General features: G+C 66.1%; 25 protein-coding genes. 11 read left to right on the top strand and 14 right to left on the bottom strand.

What is annotated here, in order from left to right; translation table 11 throughout:
• Position 1: 1 nt before the first annotated feature.
• Positions 2-580, bottom strand: a complete 579-nt coding sequence (locus BMZ43_RS11035) for a mechanosensitive ion channel family protein (protein ID WP_017639403.1) — start codon at positions 578-580, stop codon at positions 2-4.
• Positions 580-2,493 carry an ATP-binding cassette domain-containing protein gene (locus BMZ43_RS11030; RefSeq protein WP_017639402.1) on the bottom strand — a complete coding sequence of 638 codons (1,914 nt, stop codon included), beginning with the start codon at positions 2,491-2,493 and terminating at the stop codon, positions 580-582. Before BMZ43_RS11030 ends, BMZ43_RS11035 begins: the two co-directional genes overlap by 1 nt.
• 47 nt (positions 2,494-2,540) lie before the next feature.
• Here BMZ43_RS11030 and BMZ43_RS11025 point away from each other — a divergent pair, with 47 nt between their 5' ends.
• On the top strand, positions 2,541-3,005 hold the full coding sequence (locus tag BMZ43_RS11025) for a TIGR02444 family protein (protein ID WP_064307789.1): 465 nt from the start codon (positions 2,541-2,543) through the stop codon (positions 3,003-3,005).
• Here the strand turns inward: BMZ43_RS11025 and BMZ43_RS11020 are convergent.
• The 8 genes from BMZ43_RS11020 to BMZ43_RS10985 form a co-directional block, all read right to left on the bottom strand.
• Positions 3,002-3,478, bottom strand: coding sequence for an Rsd/AlgQ family anti-sigma factor (locus BMZ43_RS11020; RefSeq protein WP_017639400.1), 477 nt, complete (start codon positions 3,476-3,478; stop codon positions 3,002-3,004). The genes BMZ43_RS11025 and BMZ43_RS11020 overlap by 4 nt on opposite strands.
• Before the next feature lie 304 nt (positions 3,479-3,782).
• The gene (locus BMZ43_RS11015; protein WP_017639399.1) at positions 3,783-4,268 is read right to left on the bottom strand and encodes a disulfide bond formation protein B; all 486 of its coding nucleotides are present in this window, start codon (positions 4,266-4,268) and stop codon (positions 3,783-3,785) included.
• A gap of 88 nt (positions 4,269-4,356) precedes the next feature.
• On the bottom strand, positions 4,357-5,565 hold the full coding sequence (locus BMZ43_RS11010; RefSeq protein ID WP_093253348.1) for a heme biosynthesis HemY N-terminal domain-containing protein: 1,209 nt from the start codon (positions 5,563-5,565) through the stop codon (positions 4,357-4,359).
• Positions 5,562-6,728 carry a uroporphyrinogen-III C-methyltransferase gene (locus tag BMZ43_RS11005; RefSeq protein ID WP_017639397.1) on the bottom strand — a complete coding sequence of 389 codons (1,167 nt, stop codon included), beginning with the start codon at positions 6,726-6,728 and terminating at the stop codon, positions 5,562-5,564. Before BMZ43_RS11005 ends, BMZ43_RS11010 begins: the two co-directional genes overlap by 4 nt.
• 17 nt (positions 6,729-6,745) lie before the next feature.
• Complete coding sequence (locus BMZ43_RS11000; RefSeq protein WP_093253343.1) at positions 6,746-7,504, bottom strand: uroporphyrinogen-III synthase; 759 nt, start codon at positions 7,502-7,504, stop codon at positions 6,746-6,748.
• A complete protein-coding gene (hemC, locus tag BMZ43_RS10995; RefSeq protein ID WP_017639395.1) occupies positions 7,501-8,439 on the bottom strand; it encodes a hydroxymethylbilane synthase in 939 nt (312 codons plus the stop codon). Before hemC ends, BMZ43_RS11000 begins: the two co-directional genes overlap by 4 nt.
• A gap of 93 nt (positions 8,440-8,532) precedes the next feature.
• Positions 8,533-9,279 (bottom strand): LytR/AlgR family response regulator transcription factor, encoded by a 747-nt coding sequence (locus tag BMZ43_RS10990; protein ID WP_017639394.1) that lies wholly within the window; start codon positions 9,277-9,279, stop codon positions 8,533-8,535.
• A 4-nt stretch (positions 9,280-9,283) separates the two neighbouring features.
• Positions 9,284-10,360 (bottom strand): sensor histidine kinase, encoded by a 1,077-nt coding sequence (locus BMZ43_RS10985; protein ID WP_017639393.1) that lies wholly within the window; start codon positions 10,358-10,360, stop codon positions 9,284-9,286.
• A gap of 128 nt (positions 10,361-10,488) precedes the next feature.
• Between BMZ43_RS10985 and argH the strand changes: the two genes are divergently transcribed.
• Positions 10,489-11,883: an argininosuccinate lyase gene (gene argH, locus BMZ43_RS10980; protein ID WP_064307784.1), complete on the top strand. Its 1,395-nt coding sequence runs from the start codon at positions 10,489-10,491 to the stop codon at positions 11,881-11,883.
• A 285-nt stretch (positions 11,884-12,168) separates the two neighbouring features.
• A complete protein-coding gene (locus BMZ43_RS10975; RefSeq protein WP_231893047.1) occupies positions 12,169-12,933 on the top strand; it encodes an endo alpha-1,4 polygalactosaminidase in 765 nt (254 codons plus the stop codon).
• Positions 12,934-13,164: 231 nt separating this feature from the next.
• Here the strand turns inward: BMZ43_RS10975 and BMZ43_RS10970 are convergent, their stop codons facing one another.
• Together BMZ43_RS10970 and BMZ43_RS10965 are read right to left on the bottom strand one after the other, a co-directional pair.
• Complete coding sequence (locus BMZ43_RS10970) at positions 13,165-14,040, bottom strand: NAD(P)-dependent oxidoreductase (protein ID WP_064307782.1); 876 nt, start codon at positions 14,038-14,040, stop codon at positions 13,165-13,167.
• A gap of 36 nt (positions 14,041-14,076) precedes the next feature.
• A complete protein-coding gene (locus tag BMZ43_RS10965; protein WP_017639389.1) occupies positions 14,077-15,063 on the bottom strand; it encodes a magnesium transporter CorA family protein in 987 nt (328 codons plus the stop codon).
• Positions 15,064-15,118: 55 nt separating this feature from the next.
• Here BMZ43_RS10965 and BMZ43_RS10960 point away from each other — a divergent pair, with 55 nt between their 5' ends.
• On the top strand, positions 15,119-15,397 hold the full coding sequence (locus tag BMZ43_RS10960) for a hypothetical protein (RefSeq protein WP_064307781.1): 279 nt from the start codon (positions 15,119-15,121) through the stop codon (positions 15,395-15,397).
• Here the strand turns inward: BMZ43_RS10960 and rnk are convergent.
• Positions 15,394-15,777 (bottom strand): nucleoside diphosphate kinase regulator, encoded by a 384-nt coding sequence (gene rnk / locus BMZ43_RS10955; RefSeq protein WP_017639387.1) that lies wholly within the window; start codon positions 15,775-15,777, stop codon positions 15,394-15,396. The genes BMZ43_RS10960 and rnk overlap by 4 nt on opposite strands.
• A gap of 190 nt (positions 15,778-15,967) precedes the next feature.
• Entirely contained in the window at positions 15,968-16,297 is a 330-nt protein-coding gene (gene cyaY, locus BMZ43_RS10950; RefSeq protein ID WP_017639386.1) for an iron donor protein CyaY, read from the bottom strand.
• 169 nt (positions 16,298-16,466) lie between these two features.
• Between cyaY and BMZ43_RS10945 the strand changes: the two genes are divergently transcribed.
• The 7 genes from BMZ43_RS10945 (at position 16,467) to BMZ43_RS10915 (ending at position 23,340) form a co-directional block, all read left to right on the top strand.
• A complete protein-coding gene (locus tag BMZ43_RS10945) occupies positions 16,467-16,592 on the top strand; it encodes an LPS translocon maturation chaperone LptM (RefSeq protein ID WP_007161378.1) in 126 nt (41 codons plus the stop codon).
• 9 nt (positions 16,593-16,601) lie between these two features.
• Entirely contained in the window at positions 16,602-17,849 is a 1,248-nt protein-coding gene (gene lysA, locus BMZ43_RS10940) for a diaminopimelate decarboxylase (RefSeq protein ID WP_064307780.1), read from the top strand.
• A gap of 10 nt (positions 17,850-17,859) precedes the next feature.
• On the top strand, positions 17,860-18,690 hold the full coding sequence (gene dapF / locus BMZ43_RS10935) for a diaminopimelate epimerase (protein WP_064307779.1): 831 nt from the start codon (positions 17,860-17,862) through the stop codon (positions 18,688-18,690).
• Entirely contained in the window at positions 18,687-19,373 is a 687-nt protein-coding gene (locus BMZ43_RS10930; protein WP_017639383.1) for a DUF484 family protein, read from the top strand. The genes dapF and BMZ43_RS10930 overlap by 4 nt, the downstream gene beginning before the upstream one ends.
• Positions 19,374-19,388: 15 nt before the next feature.
• Positions 19,389-20,282 (top strand): tyrosine recombinase XerC, encoded by an 894-nt coding sequence (gene xerC / locus BMZ43_RS10925; RefSeq protein ID WP_093253338.1) that lies wholly within the window; start codon positions 19,389-19,391, stop codon positions 20,280-20,282.
• Complete coding sequence (locus tag BMZ43_RS10920) at positions 20,279-21,001, top strand: HAD family hydrolase (protein WP_064307777.1); 723 nt, start codon at positions 20,279-20,281, stop codon at positions 20,999-21,001. The genes xerC and BMZ43_RS10920 overlap by 4 nt, the downstream gene beginning before the upstream one ends.
• Before the next feature lie 959 nt (positions 21,002-21,960).
• Positions 21,961-23,340 (top strand): hypothetical protein, encoded by a 1,380-nt coding sequence (locus BMZ43_RS10915; protein WP_064307776.1) that lies wholly within the window; start codon positions 21,961-21,963, stop codon positions 23,338-23,340.
• The last annotated feature ends 35 nt before the right edge of the window (positions 23,341-23,375 follow it).

Below are 23,375 nucleotides of genomic sequence, written 5' to 3'. Positions count from 1 at the left end.
TTCACCTGTCGAGATGGAAATCGAAGGAGCCATCGGCATCGCGCCAACGGCGTACCGACTTCTGGAAGAACTGGGTGTTGGGAATCTGCACCAGTGCGCCCTCCTGGTTGTCGTCCAGTTCCTGCAAGGTCACGAAGAGCATGTTGATGGCCACCACCCGGCCCTTGATGCCGGGCTTGTCCGAGGCGTCCAGCACCTCGATGCGATCACCCAGGCGGAAGGGTCCGACGGTAAAGATCAGCACTGCGCAGAACAGGTTGGAGAGCACGCTCCAGATGGCGAAGAAGGCCACCGCGGCCACGGCGACGAAACCGGAGATGGCCGTCCAGAGCACCGCCGCGGACACCCCGAAGCGCTCCAGGGCCATAAGGATGGCGCTGCCCATGATCAACCAGCGCAGGGTCCCGCGCAGCCCCAGGACGATCTGCGGCGGCAGCGGATAGCGCTCGCCCAGGCCGGTGACCGTGCGGGCCACGATGCGCTGCAGCACGTAGCCGATCAGCAGCACCAGGGCGACCTGGCCGGCCACCAGCAGGTAGTCGCCCCAACCCGGTAGCCAGGTGTGCAGCCACTCGATCATCAGGCCCCCTCGAGTTCGGCTTGCAGGCTTTCCAGCCGTTCCAGGGCCTCCAGCCACTGCTCTTCCAGTTCGGCCTCGCGGGTCTTGGCGGCGGCCTGATCGGCCAGCGCCTGGCGCAGCTCCTCCTTGCGGGCCGCGTCATAGAGGCCGCTGTCACCCAACCGAGCTTCCAGGGCGGCGAGTTTTTCCTGCAGCTTGCCGAGTTCGGCTTCCAGCTTGTCGGCGGTCTTCTTCAGCGGCGCCAGCTGCTGGCGCAGGGCGGCAGCGGCCTGGCGCTGGGCCTTGCGATCGGTCTTGTCGACCGCGGCGCCCTCGCCGGCGGCGAGGCCTGGCTCCTGACGGGCGCGGAAATCCACCAGCCAGCGGCTGTAGTCGTCCAGATCACCGTCGAAGGCCTGCACCTTGCCATCGGCCACCAGCAGGAATTCGTCGGTGGTGCTCTTGAGCAGGTGACGGTCGTGGGAGACCACCAGCACCGCCCCGGCGAATTCCTGCAGGGCCAGGGTCAGGGCCAGGCGCATGTCCAGGTCCAGGTGGTTGGTGGGTTCGTCCAGCAGCAGCAGGTTGGGCTTCTGCCAGGCGATCAGCGCCAGGGCCAGGCGCGCCTTCTCGCCACCGGAGAAATTCAGCACCGCTTCGTCGCAGCGCGGCCCGCGGAAATCGAAGCCGCCGAGAAAGTCGCGCAGGCTCTGCTCGCGCTCGCCGGGGGCGATGCGCTGCAGGTGCAGCAGCGGACTGGCCTTGGCGTCCAGCGAATCGAGCTGATGCTGGGCGAAATAGCCGATGGCCAGGTTCTCACCACGCTGCAGCCGGCCGCCGAGGGGCTCGAGTTCCGCGGCCAGGGTCTTGATCAGGGTCGACTTGCCGGCGCCATTGGGGCCGAGCAGACCGATCCGTGCGCCCGGCGTCAGTTGCAGCTTGACCGGATGCAGGATGGTGGTCTCGCCGTAGCCGAGCCGACCCTCGGCCAGATCGAGCAGCGGGCTGGACAGCTTGTCTGCCTCGCGGAAGACGAACTCGAAGGGGGAGTCGACATGGGCCGGCGCCAGCTCTTCCAGGCGCTCCAGGGCCTTGATCCGGCTCTGCGCCTGACGGGCCTTGGTGGCCTGGGCCTTGAAGCGGGCGATGTACTTCTCCATGTGGGCGCGCTGGGCCTGCTGCTTGTCGTAGGCCTGCTGCTGCTGCGCCAGGCGTTCGGCGCGGGTGCGCTCGAAGCTGGAATAGCCGCCGCGATAGAGCACCAGTTTCTGCTGGTCCAGGTGCACCACATGATCGACCACGGCATCGAGGAAGTCGCGGTCGTGGGAGATCAGGATCAGGGTGCCGGGATAGCCCTTGAGCCAGTCTTCCAACCAGAGGATGGCGTCCAGATCCAGGTGGTTGGTGGGTTCGTCCAGCAGCAGGAGGTCCGAGGGGCACATCAGCGCCTGGGCCAGGTTCAGGCGCATCCGCCAGCCCCCGGAGAAGTCGCCGACCTGGCGCTCCATCTGTGCGGCGGTGAAGCCCAGACCGGCCAGCAGCTTGCGCGCCCGGGCATCGGCGGTATAGCCGTCGGCGGCCTCGAAGTCGGCATGCAGCCGGCCGAGGGCGTTGCCGTCCTGGGCGGCTTCGGCCGCCGCCAGCTCGCGCTGAATGCGGCGCAGGTCGATGTCGCCGTCCAGCACATAGTCCACCGCCAGCCGTTCCAGGGTATCCACCTCCTGGCGCATGTGGGCGATGCGCCAGGCCGCCGGGATGTGGCAGTCACCGGCGTCGGCCCCGAGCTGCCCACGCAGGAGGGCGAACAGACTGGATTTGCCGGCGCCATTGGCACCGATCAGACCGGCTTTCTGGCCGGGATGCAGGGTCAGCTCAGCGCTTTCGAGCAGACGCTGGGGACCACGCTGTAGAGTAAGGTTCTGTAGTCGGATCATGGCGGCGGAGTGTAGCAGCTCCACCACCCACGAATGGGGAGGCGGACATGCAAGAGGACCTGTGGGAATTCGCGTTGGCAGTATACGCCCGGCCCGGCGTGGAAGGCGCCTGTTTGCGTCTGCAGGAGGCTGGCGCCGATGTCTGCCTGGTGCTGACGGCGCTCTGGCTGGATCGGCGCGCCTGCGCCCTGGATGCCGAGGGGCTGACCCGGCTGCAGCGCGCCTCGCAGCACTGGCAGGACACGGTGGTGCGCCCCCTGCGCCAGTTGCGGCAGGCCTGGAAGGCGCCGTCCGGCGCCGACGAACGCCTGGCGGCGCTGCGCGAACAGCTCAAGGGATTGGAATTGGCCGCGGAGCGTGAACAGCTCGCCCGCCTGGCGCGACTGGCCGGACATTGGCCGTGCCGCGATGCGCAGGACTCAAGGGGCTGGCTGCATGCACTGGCACCGCGCGAGGCAGTGCCAGCGGACCTCGACCTGCTGGCCGAGGCGGCACGAGCGATCCGGGTCTAGACTGACGCCAGCCGCGGTTGCTGGTGCGAGGTGTGCAGCACCTCGATCAGGCAGTCTTCCAGCTCGAAGCGCTCGCGCAGGGTTTCACCCAACAGCTTGAGTTCGATGGTCAGCAGACCCGGGTCCCGATAGGCCCCGCGCTCGAATCTGTCGTTGAAGTTCAGCGCGGCGTCGGTCAGGGCCTGCAGGCGCGGATAGACGCTGTCGGCGAACTCGATGGCGCGCTCGTCCTGGAATTCCCGGGCTTCGGCCACCAGTTGCTCGTAGATCTCGAAATGCGCGGTGGACATGTAGTCGACCAGCATGTCGCAGAGTCGCTCCAGTTCGCTCACCTCGCGTACCGGTGCCAGCAGGGGCTCCATGTCCAGGGTTTCATAAGCGGTCACCAGCTCGCGGCGGGCAATCAGCCAGCGGTCGATCAGCTGGTGGACCCCACCCCAGCGTTCCTGGGCATTGCGGCAGGTTTCTAGCATGACGGCAGCTCTCTATGCGGGCGAAACGATCCGGGCGCAGGCACCCGGCTGTTATCAGGAACTATACCGACATCGTCCCGCCAGGCGAGTGCCGTTGCTCGGAGAAAGGCCTGGTGTGGTATTTCAGAAGTTACCTCCACAATTTTGGCGGCGCTTTTTCTCCGCAGCGGCGGACCGCCTTGGACGTCGTTGCCACTCCTCGCCATAGCCCTGCTATGACTCGCCCCGGCGCCTAGTCCATTCGGGGCGCCGAACCGAACAGAAATCACTCGCCAACTCTTGCGCGAACTTCAGAAACACCACATTAGCGACGGCGGAAGATCTTGATCAGGCTCAAGGCCATGAGCACCACGAAGGCCAGCAGGCTCCATTCCGGGATGCTCAGGCCGAACAGCGTCCAGTTGACCTCGGCGCAGTCGGCGGTGCCGTGCAGCACCAGGCGGATGATCTCCTGGAAGGGCAGTGCCTGCATCATGTAGTCCAGGCTTGGCAGGCAAGCCGCCAGCTCTTCCGCCGGTACCGTCTGCAGATAGACCTGGCGACCCGCGGTGGCGGCGCCGGCCGCGGCCAGCAGCAGCAGGACCACGCCATAGATGCGCCGCCCACGCTTGCCGGGCGCCTGGATGCCCGCGATCAGCGCCACCACCCCGACCAGGATGAAGAAGATCCGCTGCACGACGCACAGTGGGCAGGGCTCGAGGCCGACCACGTGTTCAAGATAGAGACCGACACCCATGAGCACCGCACAGGTGGCGGCCATGAACAGAAAGATGAAGCGGGGACTATTCACGGACGCGCCGTCTCCAGCAAGGAATTGGGACGTTACGGTAGTGAAAGCCCGGGCACCTTTCAAGGACCCGGGTAGACGAGACGCGCCGTCAGACCCTGGGGGTCGGCAGCGACGTGGCATCCGACTCGCGCCATTGACTCTGCAGGAGCTGCTGACTGCGGTTCACATCGCCAAGCTGGATGGCCACCCGGGCCAGTTCGCCGGCGGTAACGGCAGACGGCCGCTGCGCCAGGCTGCGCTCCAGGTACTCACGCGCCTTGCCCCACAGCTGGTTGTTCATGCACAGCCGCCCCAGGGCCAGCAGCAGCACCGGATCCTGGGGCCGATCCTTGAGCCAGCCTTCGGCATGGTGCAGCGGCCGGCTGGCGTCACGGGGACGCAATTGGCCATAGAGTTCGACCAGACGCTCGTCCCACTGGCGATTGAGGGTGATGTGCAAGACCTCTTCGGCCAGATCGTCGCGGCCTATGGCACGCAGCTGACGGGCATAGGCCAGCACCACCGAGGCATCGCCCTTGAGCGCCGTCGGTACCTGCTGCCACTGGGCATCCACCGCCGATTCCGCGCCCTGGGCGGGGACCTCGTCGAGGGTGGCGATCCAGACCTTGCGTTCCAGGTCGTCCTGCTCCTGGGGCCGCAAGACCTGCTGCTTACGCAGCTGAGGCAACAGGGCGATCAACGCCGGCCAGTCGCGCAGGGTCACCTGCAGGCGCTGCAGCTGCAGCAGCACCTCGCCATTCTTCGGATACTTGGCCTGCAACGGCGCCAGGCTGTCGCGGGCTTCCAGGTACTGGCCACGATCGATCTGCAGCCGGGCCTGCTGCAGGCCGATGGCCAGGTCGGCCTGGGGCTCACGCTCGCGGGCCTGGCGCAGCAGACGATCGCGCTCTTCCAGATCGCCCAGTTCGTTGGCGGCGCGGGCTGCACCCAGCAGCACGAACAGCGGCTGGTCGGCGTGCTCGGCGGCGCCCTTCAGGTGCTTGAGCGCACCGCTCCAGTTGCCTTCGGCCAGTTCCAGCTGGCCCTTGTGGCGCGCCTGCTCCAGACGGCGTTGGCGGTTGTGCCGCGACCAGGGGTTGAGCACCTTGCCGGTCAGGCCCAGGGCGCCCAGCACCAGCTTGAGGATGTAGAGCGCCAGCCAGACCGCCACCAGCAGGGCTAGAAAGGCCCAGAGACTCGATTCGTAGCGGAAGTTGCTGTAGGACAGCAGCACGTAGCCCGGCTCCTTGGCCAGCACCACGGCAACGCCCAGGCCGACGAGCAGGGCGAACAGGAACAGCAGGTACAGGCGCTTCATGGGCGATTCTCCTGAGCCGCGCCGGCGGCGGCATTGTTCGGCTGGATTTGCTGACGTTGCGCGATGTAAGCCTGCAGCGCGGTCAGGGCCGGCGTCAGGTCAGGCGCTTCGAAGGTGACCGGCCGCTCGGCCAGCTCCTGCAGGCGCAGCTTGACCGCACGGCTGTCGGGATTCTGATTGTTGAAGTGGGCGGCGAGGACATCTTCGGCCTGCTCGATGGCGAGTCGATAGACCTCCTGATTGCCGTTGAGCACGGCCCACTGCGCCTGCTCTAGTGCCAGGCTCATGGCCAGGCGCACCTGGGCCAGGGACTCCTCGGCCAGCAGCGGACGGATCGGCTGGTCGGCGGAAAAGTCGATGCGGAAATAGCTGGAGATGCGCTGGCGGAAATCCTGCCACCATTGCTGCAGGGCGTTGCTCGGCGGGACCGCGGCCTTTTCCACGCCGGGCTGGTCGGCCACCGTGGTGGAGAAGCGCGGCGGCAGGGGCTCCAGGCTCTGCACCTGGTTGCGCAGCGAGGCCAACTGGACGAACTGCCCGGTACGATCCAGATCAGGCAACTGACGCAGGGTCTGCTGGGCATTGGCCACCTGCTGGCGCGCGTTGAAGGCGGCCGGATCGTTTTGCGCCTTGAGGATGTCATCGACGCCCTGCAGCAGATTCTGGGCGCTGGGCACATCCTGCAGCGCGACCATGCGCAGAGTCGCCATGCGCAGCAGGTGCTCGGCTTCGGTCAGGCGCCAGGCCTGGCGACTCTGGCCGACCACCTCCTTGAACTGCTCGGCGAGGTGCTGCTGATCGCCCTGCAGCGCGCCCAACTGACGGCGACGCTCTTCCAGCTCGTTGGCCGAAGGCAGACGCCCCAGATCGGCACTCAAGGCCTGGTTGCGCATTTCCAGCTGGCGCAGCTGGCTGCGCAGATCCTCGGCCTGGGCGGCCTGGCCCTGCTCGGCCTGCCGCACCTGCTGCAGTTGCCAGACGCTCCAGCCACCGACACCCAGGCCACCGGCGGCTACCAGCAGGGCCAGCAGCGCCAGACCGGACGCCTTGCCCGACCCCTTGCGGCGCGCACCCGCCGGAGGGGGGGGCGGCGGCGGCGAGGCGGGAGTCACGACTGGATCGGGAGAGACGTCGTCGGCGCGGGGGGCTTGAGTTTCGCTCACGGGAATTCCTTGTAGGGTCAATCCGGATGGTGATGGGCAAGCGCGGTGATCAAGGCGCTGGCGCTGGCGCCCTGGCACTCGATGATGAGTTCGCAGCCGCTGGCGCGAGCCAGTTCGGCCACACGGGCGCTGGGTACCAGCAGGGGATAACGGCGCACCGCGGGCCAGTCCGCACCCGCACAGGCCTGCAGATGCGCGAAACCCTGCCCACTGCTGACCATGATGGCATTCAGGCGTTCCGCTGCCAGGGTCTCTAGGACCTGCCCTGGCGGGTACTCCGGGCACTGGCGGCGATAGAGTTCGAGTACCTCGACGCGCGCGCCGCGGGCGGTGAGGGTTTCGACCAGCAGATCACGGCCGCCCTCCCCGCGCAGGAGCAGCACCTCGGGTTCCGGGCGCTGCAGGGCTTCCTGCAAGGCCGGCAGCGCCAGCAGGCCTTCGCTGTCTTCGCGCTGGGGATGATGCACCTGCAGTCCATAGTCTTCGAGCACGGCGGCAGTGGCCGCGCCCACGGCGAACCAGGCCTGCAACGGGGGTTGCGGCCAGTAGCGGTCCAGGGCGGCGAGCCCCAGGCGAGCGGCCGGCTTGCTCACCACCAGCACGGCGGCATAGCGGTCCAGATCGAGCCAGAGGGTGCGCTGCTCGGGGGTTTCCGCCAGCGGCTGGAGTTCCAGCAGCGGCAGACTGGCACTGGCGATGTCCGCCGCGGCCAGGGCGGTGGCCAGGGGTGGATTCTCCTCCGCCGGCCGGGTCAGCAGCAATCGCCAGGCGCTCATGATGCGCCGGAGGCCCCGTAAACGGCGTCGAGAATGCCCTGGGCGCCCTGGGCCAGCAGGTCTTCGGCCACGGCTACACCGAGACCAGCCGGATCGTTGACGGGACCACGGGCTTCGGCGCGCAGCAGCAGGCCGCCATCGGGCTGGCCGACCAGCCCACGCAACCAGAGCAGCTCGCCTTCCTGCACGGCATAGCAGGCGATGGGCACCTGGCAGCCGCCGTTGAGGCGACGATTCAGGGCGCGTTCCGCAGCGACTCGGCGCTCGGTGTCGAAATGGTGCAGGGGTTCGAGCAAGGCATGGACCTCGGCATCGTCGGTCCGGCATTCGATGCCCACGGCACCCTGGCCACCTGCGGGCAGGCTGTCTTCGACGGTCAGGGATTCACGGATGCGCTCGGCGAAGCCCAGGCGGATCAGGCCGGCGGCGGCCAGGATGATGGCGTCATAGTCGCCGGCGTCAAGCTTGGCCAGGCGGGTATTGACGTTACCGCGCAGGAAGCGGATCTCCAGGTCCGGCCGCAGGGCCAGCAACTGGGCCTGGCGTCTCAGGCTAGAGGTACCGACCACACTGCCCTGGGGCAGATCGGCGAGTCGCGCATAGCGATTGGAGACGAAGGCGTCGCGCGGGTCTTCCCGCTCGCAGATGGCGTATAGCCCAAGGCCCGCGGGAAATTCCATGGGCACGTCCTTCATGGAGTGCACGGCGATGTCGGCGCTGCCGTCGAGCAGGGCGTTTTCCAGCTCCTTGACGAACAGACCCTTGCCGCCGATCTTGGCCAGCGGCGCGTCGAGCAGCTTGTCGCCGCGACTGGTCATGGGCAGCAGGCTCACCCGCAATCCCGGATGCGCCGCTTCGAGGCGGGCTTTCACATAGTCGGCTTGCCACAGTGCCAGGGCACTCTGGCGCGTGGCGATACGGATTTCGCGGAGCATGGGCATTACCGGCACGTCAGATTGCCGGCCATGATAGCAGGTCGACCGGCGCCCCTCCCCCGCTACGCGCCAGTCATCGACCCGGAAGCGACGTCAGATGCTGTGCATCAGGCGGCGCACACCGGCCACATGGCGGCGGCTGACGGTCAGGGCATCGCCGTTCATGCCCTTGAGGAACAGCTGGAAGTGGCCCAGAGGGGTGCGCTGCAGACGCTCGATGCGCTCGCGGGAGACCAGCGCATTGCGGTGGATACGTACGAAGCGCTCGCCGAATTCGTCTTCCAGAGCCTTGAGTGGTTCGTCCAGCAGGACCTCGCCACCCGAGTGTCTCAGGGTCACGTATTTGTGGTCGGCGATGAAGTAAACCACGTCGTCCAGCGGAATCAGCTCGATACCCTTGCGGGTCCGGGCGCTGATATGGCTGCGCGGCCCCGGACCACCGCTGGCCGGCGGCTTGGTCAGGGCGGCGAGCTGCATCCGGTTCGGACGCTGGGCCTTGCCCAAGGCGGCAGCCAGGTCTTCCTGGCGCACCGGCTTGACCAGATAGCCAACGGCACTCACCTGGAAGGCGTCGAGCGCGTATTCATCGTGAGCGGTCACAAAGATCACCGCGGGCGGCGATTCGCGCTCGCAGAGTCGCGCGGCCACCTGCAAACCGTCCAGACCCGGCATGCGGATGTCGAGCAGGACGATGTCAGGCTTGAGGTTTTCGACCAAAGCGAGGGCTTCCTCACCGTTGGTGGCTGTTGGCTCCAGGGCGGTATAACCGTCCAGTTGCCCCACCAGACGGGCCAGACGCTCGCGCGCCAAGGGTTCGTCATCGACGATCAGGACATTCATAAGCTCAGGCTTCCCGCATGAGTCGCTCGCATGGATAGCGAAGAGACGTTGTATGCCGCTGGTCGCGGCGTTCGATTTTGAGACTCGCAGCTGGTCCGAAAAGTGCCGTTAATCGCGCCTCGATATTGCTCAAAGCTTGACGAGTACCCTTTGGCGGGCGGGGCTGCTGCTCCACCTCGGGATCGTAGGGGTTACTGATCACCAGTTCGAACACCCCTTCTCGGTAGGTGGCGAAGATGGTTACCAAACCGCCTTCGATACGCGGCGCGACGCCGTAGATCAGGGCGTTTTCCAGCAGCGGCTGCAGAGTCAATTGGGGAATCGGCAGATCCGCCGGCACTCCGTCCACGTCCCACTGCAGTTGCAGGCGATCACCCAGGCGCAGGCGTTCGATCTCCAGGTAGCGGCGCGACAGCTCCAGTTCCTGGGACCAGCGCACCTTGGTGCCGGGCTGGGCCAGGCTGGCACGGAACAGGGCCGAGAGGTCCAGCACCGCGCGCTCGGCCTTGTCCGCATCCAGAGCGATGAGACTGGCGATGCTGTTCAGGCTGTTGAACAGGAAGTGCGGACGGATGCGCGCCTGCAGGGACTCGATACGCGCGTGCAGTTCGGCCTGCTGCTGGCGGCGCCACTGGCTCTGCAGCCAGAAGTAGCGCAGCAGCAGCATGGACATGATCAGGGCGATCAGTGCATGGCGCATGTACAGCCGCACCTCGCCGGTCCGCTGCAGCGGACCGGCCAGTTGCAGCCAGTCGGCCACCAGGGTGCAGAGCAGGGTCAGGGCCACCACGATGGCGCAGCAGAAGCCGCCAGCCACCACCGGGCGATGCCGCGCGAGCCAGGGCCGCAGGCGACAGAGCAGCGCCGCCGACAGCAGCACGATCCATTGCACGAACAGCGACACCAGCGCCAGCCGGATCCAGTTGAACTGCAGGGTGAAGGGCTCCGCCAGGACCAGGACCAGGACCAGCAGCTCGGCCAGCACCACCAGCACGAGCAGGGCTTCCGGTTCGCAGAGCGCCGGGACGAAGAAGTCGTCGACCTTGACCGGCCGAGGGGTTTTGCGGCGTTCGAGTATCATGGAGCCAGTGTGGGTCAGATACCACTCGTCGGCAAGTCGGCTCCGTTGAATCGGGCCGGAACCCGCTCAGGACTGCTATCATCGGCCCCCTCTCACTTCCACCGACAAGCCCAGCAGCAGGCCGATCCATGAGCAGCGAAAAAACCAACCAGTCCTGGGGCGGACGCTTCAGCGAACCCGTCGACGCCTTCGTCGCCCGCTTCACCGCTTCGGTGGACTTCGACAAGCGCCTCTACCGCCACGACATCCTCGGCAGCCAGGCCCATGCGCGCATGCTGACCCAGGCCGGCGTGCTCAGCGAAGCCGAGCGCGACGCCATCGTCGCAGGGCTGGACGAGATCCGCCGCGAGATCGAGGCTGGCACCTTCGAGTGGCGCGTCGATCTGGAAGACGTGCACATGAACATCGAGGCGCGCCTGACCGAGCGCCTGGGCGTGGTCGGCAAGAAGCTGCACACCGGCCGCAGCCGTAATGACCAGGTGGCCACCGACATCCGCCTCTGGCTGCGCGACGAGATCGATGCCATCCTCGTCGAGCTGAATCGCCTGCAGGCCGGCCTGCTGCAACTGGCCGAGACCGAAGCCGACACCATCATGCCCGGTTTCACCCACCTGCAGACCGCCCAGCCGGTGACCTTCGGCCACCACCTGCTGGCCTGGTTCGAGATGCTTTCCCGCGACCACGAGCGCCTGGTCGACTGCCGCAAGCGCGTCAATCGCATGCCCCTGGGCAGTGCGGCCCTGGCCGGCACCACCTACCCCATCCAGCGCCAGGTCACCTGCGAGCTGCTGGGCTTCGAGGCCATCGGTGGCAACTCCCTGGATGGCGTCTCGGATCGCGACTTCGCCATCGAATTCTGCGCCGCCGCCTCCCTGGCGATGATGCACCTGTCGCGCTTTTCCGAGGAGCTGGTGCTCTGGACCAGCGCCCAGTTCCAGTTCATCGACCTGCCCGATCGCTTCTGCACCGGCTCCTCGATCATGCCGCAGAAGAAGAATCCCGACGTTCCCGAACTGGTACGCGGCAAGACCGGCCGGGTGTTTGGCGCCCTTACCGGCCTGCTGACCCTGATGAAGGGGCAGCCGTTGGCCTACAACAAGGACAACCAGGAAGACAAGGAACCCCTGTTCGACGCCGCCGATACCCTACGAGACTCCCTGCGTGCCTTCGCCGACATGGTCCCGGCCATCAAGCCCAGGCGTGAGATCATGCGCGAGGCAGCGCGTCGCGGCTTCTCCACCGCCACCGACCTTGCCGACTACCTAGTGCGCAAGGGCCTGCCGTTCCGCGATTGTCACGAGATCGTCGGCCATGCGGTGAAGTACGGTGTGGATAGCGGCAAGGACCTGGCCGAGATGAGCCTGGACGAACTGCGTCGCTTCAGCGATCAGATCGAGCAGGACGTCTTCGCCGTCCTGACCCTGGAAGGCTCGGTCAATGCCCGCGACCACATCGGTGGCACCGCACCGGCCCAGGTCCGCGCCGCCGTGAAGCGCGGCCGCGAGCTGCTGGCCAAGCGCTGAAAGCTGTCTTGCGCTCCCCACCGCCTCTCAGCGGTGGTTGCCCGGGAGCAGGCAAGCCGTCCAGCCGTCCATCGGACGGCTCTGCCTGCCGGAGAGCCAGGCCGTATGGCCTTGGTAGCACTATGCCCACCTGCAATCCGTCTACGACACGGCTCTCTGGCTGAAGGCCTTGGCAGGCCACTAAGCGGCCGCCGACCAGCCGTCGATAGGTACGACCACCGGCACTCAGGACAGTGACCAGGCGGCCGATACTGGAGACTTGACCAGCCGTTCGAGTCAAGTCTCATGCGCCTTTCAGCCTGCTCCATCCTGCTTTGCGGAATGTTCGCCGCGGCTTCCAGCCAGGCCGCCCTGCCGCCGCCGCTGCCACAGACGCTCACCTGGCATGTCCAGCTGAACGGCGTGCTGCAAAAGCCCAATCGCACCCTCTATGACATCGATCTCTATGACACCAGCAAGGCGGTGATCGCCAATCTGAAGGGCAATGGGAAGACGGTGATCTGCTATTTCAGCGCTGGCACCTGGGAAGACTGGCGGCCCGATGCCGCTCTCTATCCCAAGGCGGCCCTGGGCAAGGCGTTGGACGCCTGGCCGGGCGAGCGCTGGCTGGACATCCGTCGCGCCGACGTCCGCGTGCTGCTGGCCAAGCGCCTGGACCTGGCGGTACAGAAGGGCTGCCAAGGGGTGGACCCGGACAACGTCGACGGCTACTCCAACCCCAACGGCCTCAAGCTGACCAAAGCCCAGCAGCTGGACTTCCTCAACTGGCTGGCCGACGAGGCGCACAAGCGCAGTCTGCTGGTGGGTCTGAAGAACGCCGTTGATCTGGTGCCGAGCCTCTACACCAAGTTCGACTTCGCCCTCAACGAGAGCTGCTACGACTACGCCGAGTGCAACGCCTACAGCTACTTCCGCACCCAGAAGAAGCCGGTGATGATCATCGACTACGGCCTCTACAGCACCAAGCGCTGCAGCCAGGCCAAGACCTCGGGCTACAACCTGCAGTTCTACCCGCTGTCGCTGGCGGCGCTGGGCACCGCCTGCAAGTAGCCATGGCGCGGGATCTGGGTCAGGTCGCGCGAGCGGGAGCCACGTCCAACGCGGCTTGGCCGACGCGCAGCGGATTTTGAGCAGGCGCTCAGAACTTGTTTACGCTCTTTTGGACTAGAGCCAGACAAGGCAAAAACAGCTGAGGAAGCGCAGTTTACAAGTTGTAAATGAGCATTCCGAAGCTGTTTTTAACGCCGTATGGCCGACGGCCAGGAGATCGTAAACAGGTTCTCAGTCGAGGCCGGCCTTCTTGTGCGATCTCTGCCCCAGCGCGATCCAGTCCAGATCGCCTTCGCCCTGGGCGACCGCTTCCAGCAGGTTGTCTCTCAGAACGCTGGCGAAGGGTAGCGGCACCGCCTTTTCCTGCCCGGCCGCCAGGGCCAGACCGACGTCCTTGAGTCCCATGCTGAGCTTGAAGGCCGCCGGCGAGAACTTTCGCTCGGTCAGCAGGCGTCCGTAGTTCTGGTACACCGGGGCGGCGAACAGGGTGCTGGTGAGGATTTCCAGCAGCGCTGCCGGCTCCACGCCATAGCTGCGGGCCAGGGCGGTGCTCTCGCCCATGGTCTCGATGGCGCTGGCGATCATGAAGTTGCCAGCGATCTTCACCACGTTGGCCTGGCGCGGCTCCGCGCCCACCGGCCAGGTCTTGCGTCCCAGCACGTCGAGCAGCGGCTGGACGCGCTGGATCGCCTCGGGCTCGCCGGCCACCACGATGTTGAGCTGCCCACTGGCAGCTACGTCGGTGCGGCCGAAGACGGGTGCCGCCACATAGCCCAGGCCGGCCTCGGCATGGCGCGCGACCAGTTCGTCCACCAGGGCCACCGACAGGGTGGCCATGCTGACGTGGATCAGCCCGCCCCGTGCCTGCTCAAGGGCGCCGCTGTCGAGGATCACCTCGCGGGTGGCGGCGTCATTGGCCAGGATGCTGAAGACCACCTCCACGTCGAAGGCCTCCGCCGGCGTCGCCGCCGCGCGGGCACCCTGCTCGACCAGCACCTGGACCGGCGCCTGGGAGCGATTCCAGACCACGACCTCATGACCGGCCTTGAGCAGATTGGCGGCCATGCCCTGGCCCATGCCACCCAGGCCAATGAATCCGATACGCATAGTGTTGCCTCCTTGAGGTGCGATGGATGCCGCCGGCTACAGCCAGCGGCGAAACTTGAACCAGGCATAAGGAATCAACGCCGAGACCACCATGGCGCCCAGCGCCAGCGGATAGCCGAAGTGCCAGTCCAGCTCCGGCATGACCTTGAAGTTCATGCCGTAGACGGTGCCCACCAGGGTCGGCGGCAGGAACAGCACCGAAGCGATGGTGAACACCTTGACGATGTTGTTCTGCTCCACGCTGATCAGGCCCAGGGTGGCGTCGAGCAGAAAGCCGATCTCGCCGTTCATCTTGGCCTGGTAGTCGCTCAGCGAGCGGACGTCGCGCTCCAAGGTCTTGAACCAGGTCTTGGCCGTGCCGGAGATCCAGGTGGCGCCCGCCCGGCGCAGGTAGGAGACGATGCGATTGATGCCCAGCAGACTCTCGCTGAGCTGGGCCAGCAGCTGATTGCTGCGCCCCAGCTGCTTGACGATGGATTGCAGGTCGGTCTTGGGCTGCTGCTTTTCCTGCGGTGAATCCAGGGGTTCGCGAAACACCGCCTTGGCCAGGCGATTGAGATGCGCCTGCACCGATTCGAGGATGTCGGCCACCCGGTCCACCAGGCTATCCAGCAGCGAGGCGAAGATGACATCGCTGCGACAATGCTGGCTCGCCTGCTGCTGGGCCTTGCCGAGAAAGGTCTTGAAGGCCGCCAGTTCGGCGTAGCGCACCGTCACCAGCCACTCGGGCGTCAGCACGAAATTGACCACCGAGGCCTGCGGCTGATGCTCGCTGAAGCCACTGACGACGGTGGTGGTCAGGTGCAGAGCCTGGTCGGTCTGGTAGAGTCGCGAGGATTCCTCGATCTCGGCGATCTCTTCCCGGGTGGGGATGTCCATCGCCAGTGCCTGCTCCAGATAGCGCTCCTCCGCCTCGCTGGGGTCGAGCAGATCGACCCAGAGCAAATCGTCCGGCAGCGCGTCTCCCGGCGACAGCGGCTGGGCCACCAGCTCGTTGGCGGACAGGCGATAGCAGGTGATCATCGAGAAGACTCCAGGCCAGAATCAGGGGTCGCACTGTAACAAAAGGTATCCGAACATGATTGACCACGCCGATGACGAAGAATCCTTTGTCTCCTCCCATCTGATCGAAGCGGTGGAGAACCAGCTTGCCGCTGGCGAGCCGGCCTATGTCCAGGCCGTGCTCAACAAGCTGACCCTGGTCGGCTACGAGCGCGAAGAGGCCGTGCTGCTGATGGCCCAGGCGCTGTCCTACGAGATCGCCGCCATGCTCGACGCCGATCGTCCCTTCGACGGCGCCCACTACGAGCGCCTGCTACGGGCTCTACCGGAACTGCCCGAGGTCGCGGACGACTAGGCCTCGACCGGCTCCAGCGCCAGCAGCTCCACCTGCTGCTCCTTGCCGCCGGGCACCGGCCAGCTGAGGCGCTCGCCGGGGGTCGCGCCGAGCAGCGCGCTGCCGGCCGGCGCCAGCACCGAAATCCGGCCCTCCGCGCCGGCGTCCTCCGGATAGACCAACACCACCTGATACTCCTTGCCGGTATCGGTCTCGCGGCAGCGCACCCGCGAATTCATGGTGACCACCGCGCCGATCTCCTCGGGCGCCACCACTCGCGCCTGAGCCAGTTCCTCGTCCAGGGCCTCGGCCACGGGCCCGAATTCGGGCAGGGCGTCGAGCAGCCGTTCGAGACGGGGCAGATCGACGGCGGAAACGGTGATGGGCGATGCATGACGCATGGCGGACTCCTGGAAGACGAGACGATGCGGCCCAACCGCGCGGTGCGGCGGACCACCGGGATGACGGGCGACCGGCGCCCAGCGAGAAGCCGCACAAGGGCGGCAAAAGAAAACGGCGCTCGAAAGGCGCCGTCAGATCACGCTAGCACAGGGCTCAAGGCTCGGGTCAAGCTGCACCGACCGCAGGTCATTACAGCCCGGGCAAGGCCACGCTCTCGCCGGTCTGCTCCAGGGTCACCCGTACCAGCAGCGCGCCGAGGGTCTCGGACGAGCTGTCGCAGATCCAGTTCTGGCCGTCCCAGTCGAAGTGATAGCCACCCGAACGCGCGGCGACCCAGAGCTGCACCAGCGGGGGCTGGCGGCTGAGAATCACCTGGCTGCCGTTGTCGAACTTGATCGTCAGCACGCCGCCGGCATTTTCCAGATCGAGGTCCAGACCGCTGTCGTCATAGGCGTCTTCGACCTGACGCTGGGTCTGGTCGACGAGGTGATGGAATTGCGCTTCGCTGAGCCGGCTCATGACGATCCTCGAAAGAAGAGAAAGAATCGCCGCACGGTAGCGGGCTGCCCAGATGACGTCCAGTCGCGGCGGCTGTCGGCAGCTGCGCTTCAGCCATCCGGGCGTGTCAAAGAGTCGCTCAACCCCGTTATACTCCGGGCAATATTCGCCTGAATAAAGGTTTAGCGTCATGAAGCGCCTGTCTCTCCTCTTCATCGCCTGCGCCTGCCTGCTGGCCGGCTGCGGTCAGAAAGGCCCGCTGTACCTGCCCGACGACCAGAAAGCCGCCAAAGAACACCGCCACGACGTGTTCTAAGGAGCCACCATGGAAGTCTTTGCTGTCCGTGCAGGTGAACTGCATGCGGAAGGGGTAGCCCTGAGCGCCGTGGCGCAGGAATTCGGCACCCCCGCCTATGTCTATTCGCGAGCGCACATCGAGGGCCAGTACCGCGCCTATACCGATGCGCTGGCCGGTCTGCCGCACCTGGTCTGTTTCGCCGTCAAGGCCAACTCCAACCTCGGTGTGCTCAATGTCCTGGCCCGCCTCGGCGCCGGCTTCGACATCGTCTCCCGCGGCGAGCTGGAGCGCGTCCTGGCCGCCGGTGGCGATCCGCACCGGGTGGTGTTCTCCGGGGTCGGCAAGACCCGTGACGACATGCGCCGCGCCCTGGAAGTGGGCGTGCACTGCTTCAACGTCGAATCCACCGACGAGCTGGAACGGCTGCAACAGGTGGCCGCGGAGCTGGGTGTGGTCGCGCCGATCTCGCTGAGGGTCAATCCCGATGTCGACGCCGGTACCCACCCCTACATCTCCACCGGTCTCAAGGAAAACAAGTTCGGCATCGACATCGCCGACGCCGAGGCGGTCTACGCCCGCGCCGCCGCGTTGCCGAACCTGGAAATCCTCGGCGTGGACTGCCATATCGGCTCCCAGCTCACTACCCTGCCGCCCTTCCTCGACGCCCTCAACCGCCTCCTGGCGCTGATCGATCGCCTCGCCGAGCGCGGCATCGTCCTGCGCCACCTGGACCTCGGCGGCGGCCTGGGCGTGCGCTATCGCGACGAGCAACCGCCGCTGGCCGGGGATTACATCCAGGCCATCCGCGAGCGCATCGCCGGACGCAGCCTGACCCTGGTGTTCGAACCGGGCCGCTTCATCGTGGCCAACGCCGGCGTCCTGCTGACCCGCGTGGAATACCTCAAGCACACCACCCACAAGGATTTCGCCATCGTCGACGCGGCGATGAACGATCTCATCCGTCCGGCGCTGTACCAGGCCTGGATGGCGGTGGAGCCGGTGGTCGCGCGCCAGGGCGAAGCCCGCCGCTACGACCTGGTCGGTCCCATCTGCGAGACCGGCGACTTCCTCGCCAAGGACCGCGAGCTGGTGCTGGCCGAGGGCGATCTGCTGGCCATCCGCTCCGCTGGGGCCTATGGCTTCACCATGAGTTCCAACTACAACACCCGCGGCCGTGCGGCCGAGGTGATGGTGGATGGCGACCAGGCGCACCTGGTCCGTCGGCGCGAGACGCTGGAAGAACTCTTCGCAGGCGAGAGCCGGCTGCCGGCCTGAGGGGAGTTCCATGCAACTGCGCTTCACCAAGATGCACGGTCTGGGCAACGATTTCATGGTCCTCGACCTGATCAGCCAGCACGCCCACATCCAGCCCAAGCACGTCCGTCTGTGGGGAGATAGAAACACCGGGATTGGCTTCGACCAGTTGCTGATCGTCGAGACCCCGAGCACCCCGGACGTGGACTTTCGCTATCGCATCTTCAACGCCGATGGCTCCGAGGTCGAACAGTGCGGCAATGGCGCCCGCTGCTTCGCCCGCTTCGTCTTCGACAAGCGCCTCACGGTCAAGAAGCAGATCCGCGTCGAAACCAAGAGCGGCATCATCGAATTGCACCTCAAGGGTGATGGCCAGGTGCGCGTCGACATGGGCGCACCGCGCCTGCAGGCCGCCGAGATCCCCTTCATCGCCGAGGCGGAGACCCTGAGCCATGCCGTCCAGGTCGACGGCGAGACGGTCGAGCTGGCGGTGGTCTCCATGGGCAACCCCCACGGCGTGCTGCGGGTCGCCGACGTCGACCAAGCGCCGGTGCTCACCCTCGGACCCAAGCTGGAGTGCCATCCGCGCTTTCCGCAAAAGGCCAACATCGGCTTCCTGCAGATCATCGACGCCCAGCGCGCCCGCCTGCGGGTCTGGGAGCGCGGTGTCGGCGAAACCCGCGCCTGCGGTACCGGCGCCTGCGCCGCCGCCGTGGCCGGGATTCGCCAGGGCTGGCTGAAATCGCCGGTCAGCATCGAGTTGCCAGGCGGTCTGCTCAACATCGAGTGGGACGGCGTCGGCCAACCGGTGCTCATGACCGGTCCGGCCACCCGTGTCTACGAAGGCCAGGTAAGAGTATGAGCGATACCCCCGAACTGACCGCGGACCAGGTCGCCGACTGGCTGCTAGACCATCCGCACTTCTTCGCCGATCGTGAAGAGCTGCTGGCGGAGATGCGTGTCCCCCACCAGCGGGGGACCGCCATCTCCCTGGTCGAGCGGCAACTCGGCCTGCTGCGCGATCGCAACGGCGAGATGCGCCATCGCCTGGCCCACCTGATGGACGTGGCCCGGGACAACGACCGGCTGTTCGACAAGACCCGCCGGCTGATCATCGGCCTGCTGGACGCCAACAGCCTCGAAGAGGTGATCGGCACCGTCGAGGACAGCCTGCGCCATGAGTTCAAGGTGCCCTACGTCGGCCTCATCCTGTTCCACGAGCACCCGCTGCCGGTCGGCCGCAGCGTCACCCCGGCCGAAGCGCAAAAGGTGATCGGCGGCCTGCTGGGTGGTGAGAAGACCACCAGTGGCGTCCTGCGCGCCCACGAACTGGCCTTCTTGTTCGGTGACTCGGCCAAGGAAGAAGTCGGCTCGGCTGCCGTCGCCGCCCTCTCCCACCAGGGCCTGCATGGTGTCCTGGCGATTGGCAGCCCCGACCCCCAGCACTATCGCAGCAGCCTGGGCACGCTGTTTCTGAGCCATGTGGCGGAAGTCTTGGCGCGGGTACTGCCCCGCTTCCCCGTCCCCTTGCGCACGGTGCGCTGAGCCCGGGAGCGGAGCATGCAGATCCAGCTCGATGCCTATCTCGACCATCTGCGCCTGGAACGCCAGGTTTCGCCCCGCACCCTCGACGGCTACCGCCGCGATTTGCGCAAGCTGCTGACCTTCGTCGAAGCCGAGGGGCTGAGCGACTGGGGCGGCCTGGACAGTCGCCGCCTGCGCGCCCTGATCGCCCAGCTGCACCGGGCCGGTGCCTCCAGCCGCAGCCTGGCGCGATTGCTTTCAGCCTGTCGCGGCTTCTATCTCTACCTGATCCGCGAAGGTCACTGCAGCCAGGACCCGGCCCACGGGCTCTCGCCGCCCAAAGCCCAGAAGGCCCTGCCCAAGGTGCTCGACGTCGACCGCTCCATGCAGCTGCTCGACGGCGCCGTGGAAGACGACTTTCTCGCCCTGCGCGACCAGGCCCTGCTGGAACTCTTCTACAGCTCCGGGCTGCGGCTGTCCGAACTGGTGGGTCTGGACCTGGCGGATGTGGACCTGGCCCAGGGCCTGGTTCAGGTGCGCGGCAAGGGCAACAAGGAACGGGTGCTGCCCATCGGCAGCAAGGCTCGCGACGCCCTGGAGACCTGGCTCAAGGTCAGACCCCAGGCCGCCCCGCGTGACGATGCCCTGTTCATCGGCCAGCGCGGTCTGCGGCTGACGCCCCGCGCGGTGCAGCTGCGGGTGCGCGAGGCCGGCGTCCGCGAACTGGGCCAGCACCTGCATCCGCACATGCTCAGGCACAGCTTCGCCAGCCACATGCTCAGCGCCTCCGGCGATCTGCGCGCGGTGCAGGAGCTACTCGGCCACGCCGACATCGCCACCACCCAGATCTACACCCACCTGGACTTCGGCCAGCTCGCCGAGGTCTATGACAAGGCGCACCCCCGCGCCAAGCGCAAGGCCAGCCGATGACGATTCGCCTCGTGACCTTCGACCTCGACGACACCCTCTGGGAAATCGCTCCCGTCATTCATTCCGCGGAGGCCCTGCTGCGCGACTGGTTCGCCGATGCCGCTCCGCGGCTGGGCAGCGTTCCGGTGGAGCACCTCTGGGCGATCCGCGATCGCCTGCTGCAGCAGGACGCCGGGCTCAAGCACCGGGTCAGCGAGATGCGCCGCCGGGTCATCCACCAGGCACTGCTCGATGCCGGCTATGGCGAACCCGAGGCCGCCCAGCTGGCCGAAGCGGGCTTCGCGGTCTACCTGGCCGCCCGCCAGCAGGTCACCTTGTTCGACGACGTCCACCCCACCCTGGAGCAACTGGCCGATCGCTACACTCTGGGCGTGCTTACCAATGGCAATGCGGACGTCCAGACCATCGGCCTGGCCGACTACTTCCGCTTCGCCCTGAATGCCGAGCAACTGGGTGTCGGCAAGCCCGACCCCACGCCCTTTCGCGAAGCCCTGCGCCTCACCGGCATTCCCGCCGAGGCCACCGTGCACGTAGGGGACAACCCCGTGGATGATGTCGAGGGCGCCCAGCGCGCCGGTATCCGCGCGGTCTGGTTCAACCCCTTGCAGCATCCCTGGCAGGGCCCCGGCAAACCGGATGCGGAGGTCCGCAGCCTGAGCGAGCTTCCCGCCGTGCTGGAGGGATGGTCAGGCAGACCGAAAAATAGTAATACTAAATAATGAAAAGCTGAGTTTTTCGCGCTTGCCAGCCGTCTGCTTGCTCCTTCGATTCTGTTAACCAATCGTCAAAATATTCGTCACACTTGCAGCCCGCATTAGCAGGTGCTTTGCGACTCTCTTCACCAAAAACTTTGGGAGCCGACGGTTTTTTGCCAAGCACACCTCATTTGGCCGTCTATTCCCTAAGAACAACAGCAGTAATGGCCGTCTCGCTGACCAACTTCCCCTGCCGGACCTCGCGTTGACAGTCCAAACCCTTTTGACAATCATTGCCGCAGATTCGAAGTAGCGCTGGGATTGCGCGCTGAATCTGCTGCCGTACAGGTCAGGGAAGACAGCATTACCTCCCCCTCCTCTGCGTCTCGCCGATGGTTTCTCAAGTTTCTGGACGTTGCGTTGTCAGGCCTTGATATCGGTAACTAAACCCTCTGCTCATTCCGTCCAGGTGCAAACCCGTGCGGTAGCCATGTCCGAACAGGACCGGTTACCAGCCAAGACGCGGTAAACCTGTGCGGTAGCCATGCCCAGGCGCTGGACAGAGCGGGACGATCACCGTGCCAGCGAGCACCTGCAGGACTACATGGATGTCATCTGAACTGGACTTAATTCTCTTTGCTCACGCAACTTCGGTCTTGCCTGAAACGGGCAAGCGAATGGCGGTGCGGGCAAACAAGCTACCGCGAGCTTCAGCGCCCTGCGTGCTGGTTCGGATCAGTTCGAAAAGAGTGGAAAGCGCTCGCTAGACAGTCTCGAGCAAGTTGGCGAAGTCCTGGCACTGACAACCAAGCATTAGTTATCCGCACTGGCTGTCGCGGGCCCTGACCGACGTTCATCAGACGGTCATTTACTCAATAAAGATTAAAAAGCTCTGCTGCATTTTTTGCTGACTGCCGGGCACGGCGAAAGCCAGTTTCAACCACGTTAATTGCGCCCTGATGGCGCACGGAGAGGATGCCCCGATGGCAAGGAATGATCTATCGGAAGCGACATTAGGATGTCTAATTGGCGGCGCTGGTCCGGCGGGCCTGGGATTCCTGTTCAATGCCATCAAGCGTGGCGCCCTGGAGCAGTTGGCCCAGGCGGGCACCATCATCGTCGACGCCGGGACCGAACTCGGTGCCGGCAAGCTGGGTGACTATCAGATCATCGCCAACTCGGTGAGCGACGTCTTCCTGGACTGTCTGCGCGACCCCCTGTTGGCGCCCATCCTGGCGCCGCTGCAGGCCTCGCCGACCTTTCGCCACCTCAAGTTGAATGCCCAGGAAGCGCCGGCGCTGCCCATCGTCGGCCAGCTCTTCCAGCAGGCCGCCGGCCTGATCCTGCCCTGGCTGGAACGCCAGTACGGTATCCCCACCTGGCGCCAGACCCGTATCACCGAGGTCACCTGCGAAGGTTCGAGCTATGTCGTCTGGCTGGAACAGGCCGGCGCCATCCGCCGCGTGCGCACCTCCAGCCTGATGCTGAACCTGGGCGGCAAGCAGACCCGCTCCAGCTTCGAGGAAAGCAGCCAGGCCATGGGTCTGCAGCTGCCCCAGAGCGCCTCGATCGACAGCTCCGACAGCCTGCTGCGCCTGCAACCCGAGGCCCTGCGCCAGCGCTATCGTGCCCGTCTCAAGGATGGCGGTCCGATCTGCGTGGTGGGCGGGTCCCACAGCGCCTTTTCCGCCCTGGACAACCTGGCCAGTGCCCTGCACCACGACGGCCTGCGCGAACTGACCCTGGTCCATCGCTCGCCGATCCGACTGTTCTACGAGACCGCTGCCGAAGCCCTGGCCGCCGGCTATGACTTCGACCCGCTGCAGGACATCTGCCCCATTTCCAAGCGGGTCAACCGCTCGGGCGGGTTGCGCTACCGAGCCCACGAGATCGGTCGCCAGGTCCTGGCCGGTCAGGGCATCGGCGGTACCCCGGTCAAGGTCAAGACGCTGCAACTGGATGGCAGCGCCGAGCGCCTCGCCAGCGCCCAGACGCTGTTCGACAGCGCCGCCCTGCTGGTTCAGGGCATGGGTTACCAACCCATAGTGCCCGAGCTGCGCTGCCAGGACGGTCGTCCGCTGACCCTGCGCACCCTGCGCGGCGGTCTGGATTCCGACGCGGCCGGCAGCCCGCTGGACCAGCACGGCCAGCGCCTCAAGGGCCTGCACCTGTTCGGCCTGGGTTCGGGGTTGGCGGTCGACCCCCGACTGGGCAGCGAAGCGTCCTTTTCCGGACGCATCTATGGGGTCTGGCAGTTCCACAACGATGCCAGTCGCGAGGCCCTCGAATCGGTTCTGGAGCGGCTGGACAAGCCCGGCGTCCCCTTCCGGCCGATGGCCAGCCCCGTCGCCGAACACGCTTGACCGAACCGACACGTATCAAGGACTCGATAAGCAGG

This window comes from Pseudomonas sp. Snoq117.2 (assembly GCF_900110545.1).
GTDB lineage: Bacteria > Pseudomonadota > Gammaproteobacteria > Pseudomonadales > Pseudomonadaceae > Chryseomonas > Chryseomonas benzopyrenica.
The sequence above is the reverse complement of the archived record's forward strand: the minus strand, read 5'-3'. Positions and strand labels throughout refer to the sequence as shown.

What these genes read in the sequence shown, in the direction of transcription:
- BMZ43_RS10945 (WP_007161378.1), top strand. Translation starts at nt 16,467, where the DNA reads ATGAAGCGCCTGTCTCTCCTCTTCATCGCCTGCGCCTGCCTGCTGGCC.
- BMZ43_RS10930 (WP_017639383.1), top strand. Translation starts at nt 18,687, where the DNA reads ATGAGCGATACCCCCGAACTGACCGCGGACCAGGTCGCCGACTGGCTG.
- BMZ43_RS11020 (WP_017639400.1), bottom strand. Translation starts at nt 3,478, where the DNA reads ATGCTAGAAACCTGCCGCAATGCCCAGGAACGCTGGGGTGGGGTCCAC.
- BMZ43_RS10990 (WP_017639394.1), bottom strand. Translation starts at nt 9,279, where the DNA reads ATGAATGTCCTGATCGTCGATGACGAACCCTTGGCGCGCGAGCGTCTG.
- BMZ43_RS11035 (WP_017639403.1), bottom strand. Translation starts at nt 580, where the DNA reads ATGATCGAGTGGCTGCACACCTGGCTACCGGGTTGGGGCGACTACCTG.
- argH (WP_064307784.1), top strand. Translation starts at nt 10,489, where the DNA reads ATGAGCAGCGAAAAAACCAACCAGTCCTGGGGCGGACGCTTCAGCGAA.
- BMZ43_RS10920 (WP_064307777.1), top strand. Translation starts at nt 20,279, where the DNA reads ATGACGATTCGCCTCGTGACCTTCGACCTCGACGACACCCTCTGGGAA.
- BMZ43_RS10970 (WP_064307782.1), bottom strand. Translation starts at nt 14,040, where the DNA reads ATGCGTATCGGATTCATTGGCCTGGGTGGCATGGGCCAGGGCATGGCC.
- dapF (WP_064307779.1), top strand. Translation starts at nt 17,860, where the DNA reads ATGCAACTGCGCTTCACCAAGATGCACGGTCTGGGCAACGATTTCATG.
- BMZ43_RS10975 (WP_231893047.1), top strand. Translation starts at nt 12,169, where the DNA reads ATGCGCCTTTCAGCCTGCTCCATCCTGCTTTGCGGAATGTTCGCCGCG.
- BMZ43_RS11000 (WP_093253343.1), bottom strand. Translation starts at nt 7,504, where the DNA reads ATGAGCGCCTGGCGATTGCTGCTGACCCGGCCGGCGGAGGAGAATCCA.
- cyaY (WP_017639386.1), bottom strand. Translation starts at nt 16,297, where the DNA reads ATGAGCCGGCTCAGCGAAGCGCAATTCCATCACCTCGTCGACCAGACC.
- xerC (WP_093253338.1), top strand. Translation starts at nt 19,389, where the DNA reads ATGCAGATCCAGCTCGATGCCTATCTCGACCATCTGCGCCTGGAACGC.
- BMZ43_RS10960 (WP_064307781.1), top strand. Translation starts at nt 15,119, where the DNA reads ATGATTGACCACGCCGATGACGAAGAATCCTTTGTCTCCTCCCATCTG.
- BMZ43_RS11010 (WP_093253348.1), bottom strand. Translation starts at nt 5,565, where the DNA reads ATGAAGCGCCTGTACCTGCTGTTCCTGTTCGCCCTGCTCGTCGGCCTG.
- hemC (WP_017639395.1), bottom strand. Translation starts at nt 8,439, where the DNA reads ATGCTCCGCGAAATCCGTATCGCCACGCGCCAGAGTGCCCTGGCACTG.
- lysA (WP_064307780.1), top strand. Translation starts at nt 16,602, where the DNA reads ATGGAAGTCTTTGCTGTCCGTGCAGGTGAACTGCATGCGGAAGGGGTA.
- BMZ43_RS10915 (WP_064307776.1), top strand. Translation starts at nt 21,961, where the DNA reads ATGGCAAGGAATGATCTATCGGAAGCGACATTAGGATGTCTAATTGGC.
- BMZ43_RS11030 (WP_017639402.1), bottom strand. Translation starts at nt 2,493, where the DNA reads ATGATCCGACTACAGAACCTTACTCTACAGCGTGGTCCCCAGCGTCTG.
- BMZ43_RS10965 (WP_017639389.1), bottom strand. Translation starts at nt 15,063, where the DNA reads ATGATCACCTGCTATCGCCTGTCCGCCAACGAGCTGGTGGCCCAGCCG.
- BMZ43_RS10985 (WP_017639393.1), bottom strand. Translation starts at nt 10,360, where the DNA reads ATGATACTCGAACGCCGCAAAACCCCTCGGCCGGTCAAGGTCGACGAC.
- BMZ43_RS11025 (WP_064307789.1), top strand. Translation starts at nt 2,541, where the DNA reads ATGCAAGAGGACCTGTGGGAATTCGCGTTGGCAGTATACGCCCGGCCC.
- rnk (WP_017639387.1), bottom strand. Translation starts at nt 15,777, where the DNA reads ATGCGTCATGCATCGCCCATCACCGTTTCCGCCGTCGATCTGCCCCGT.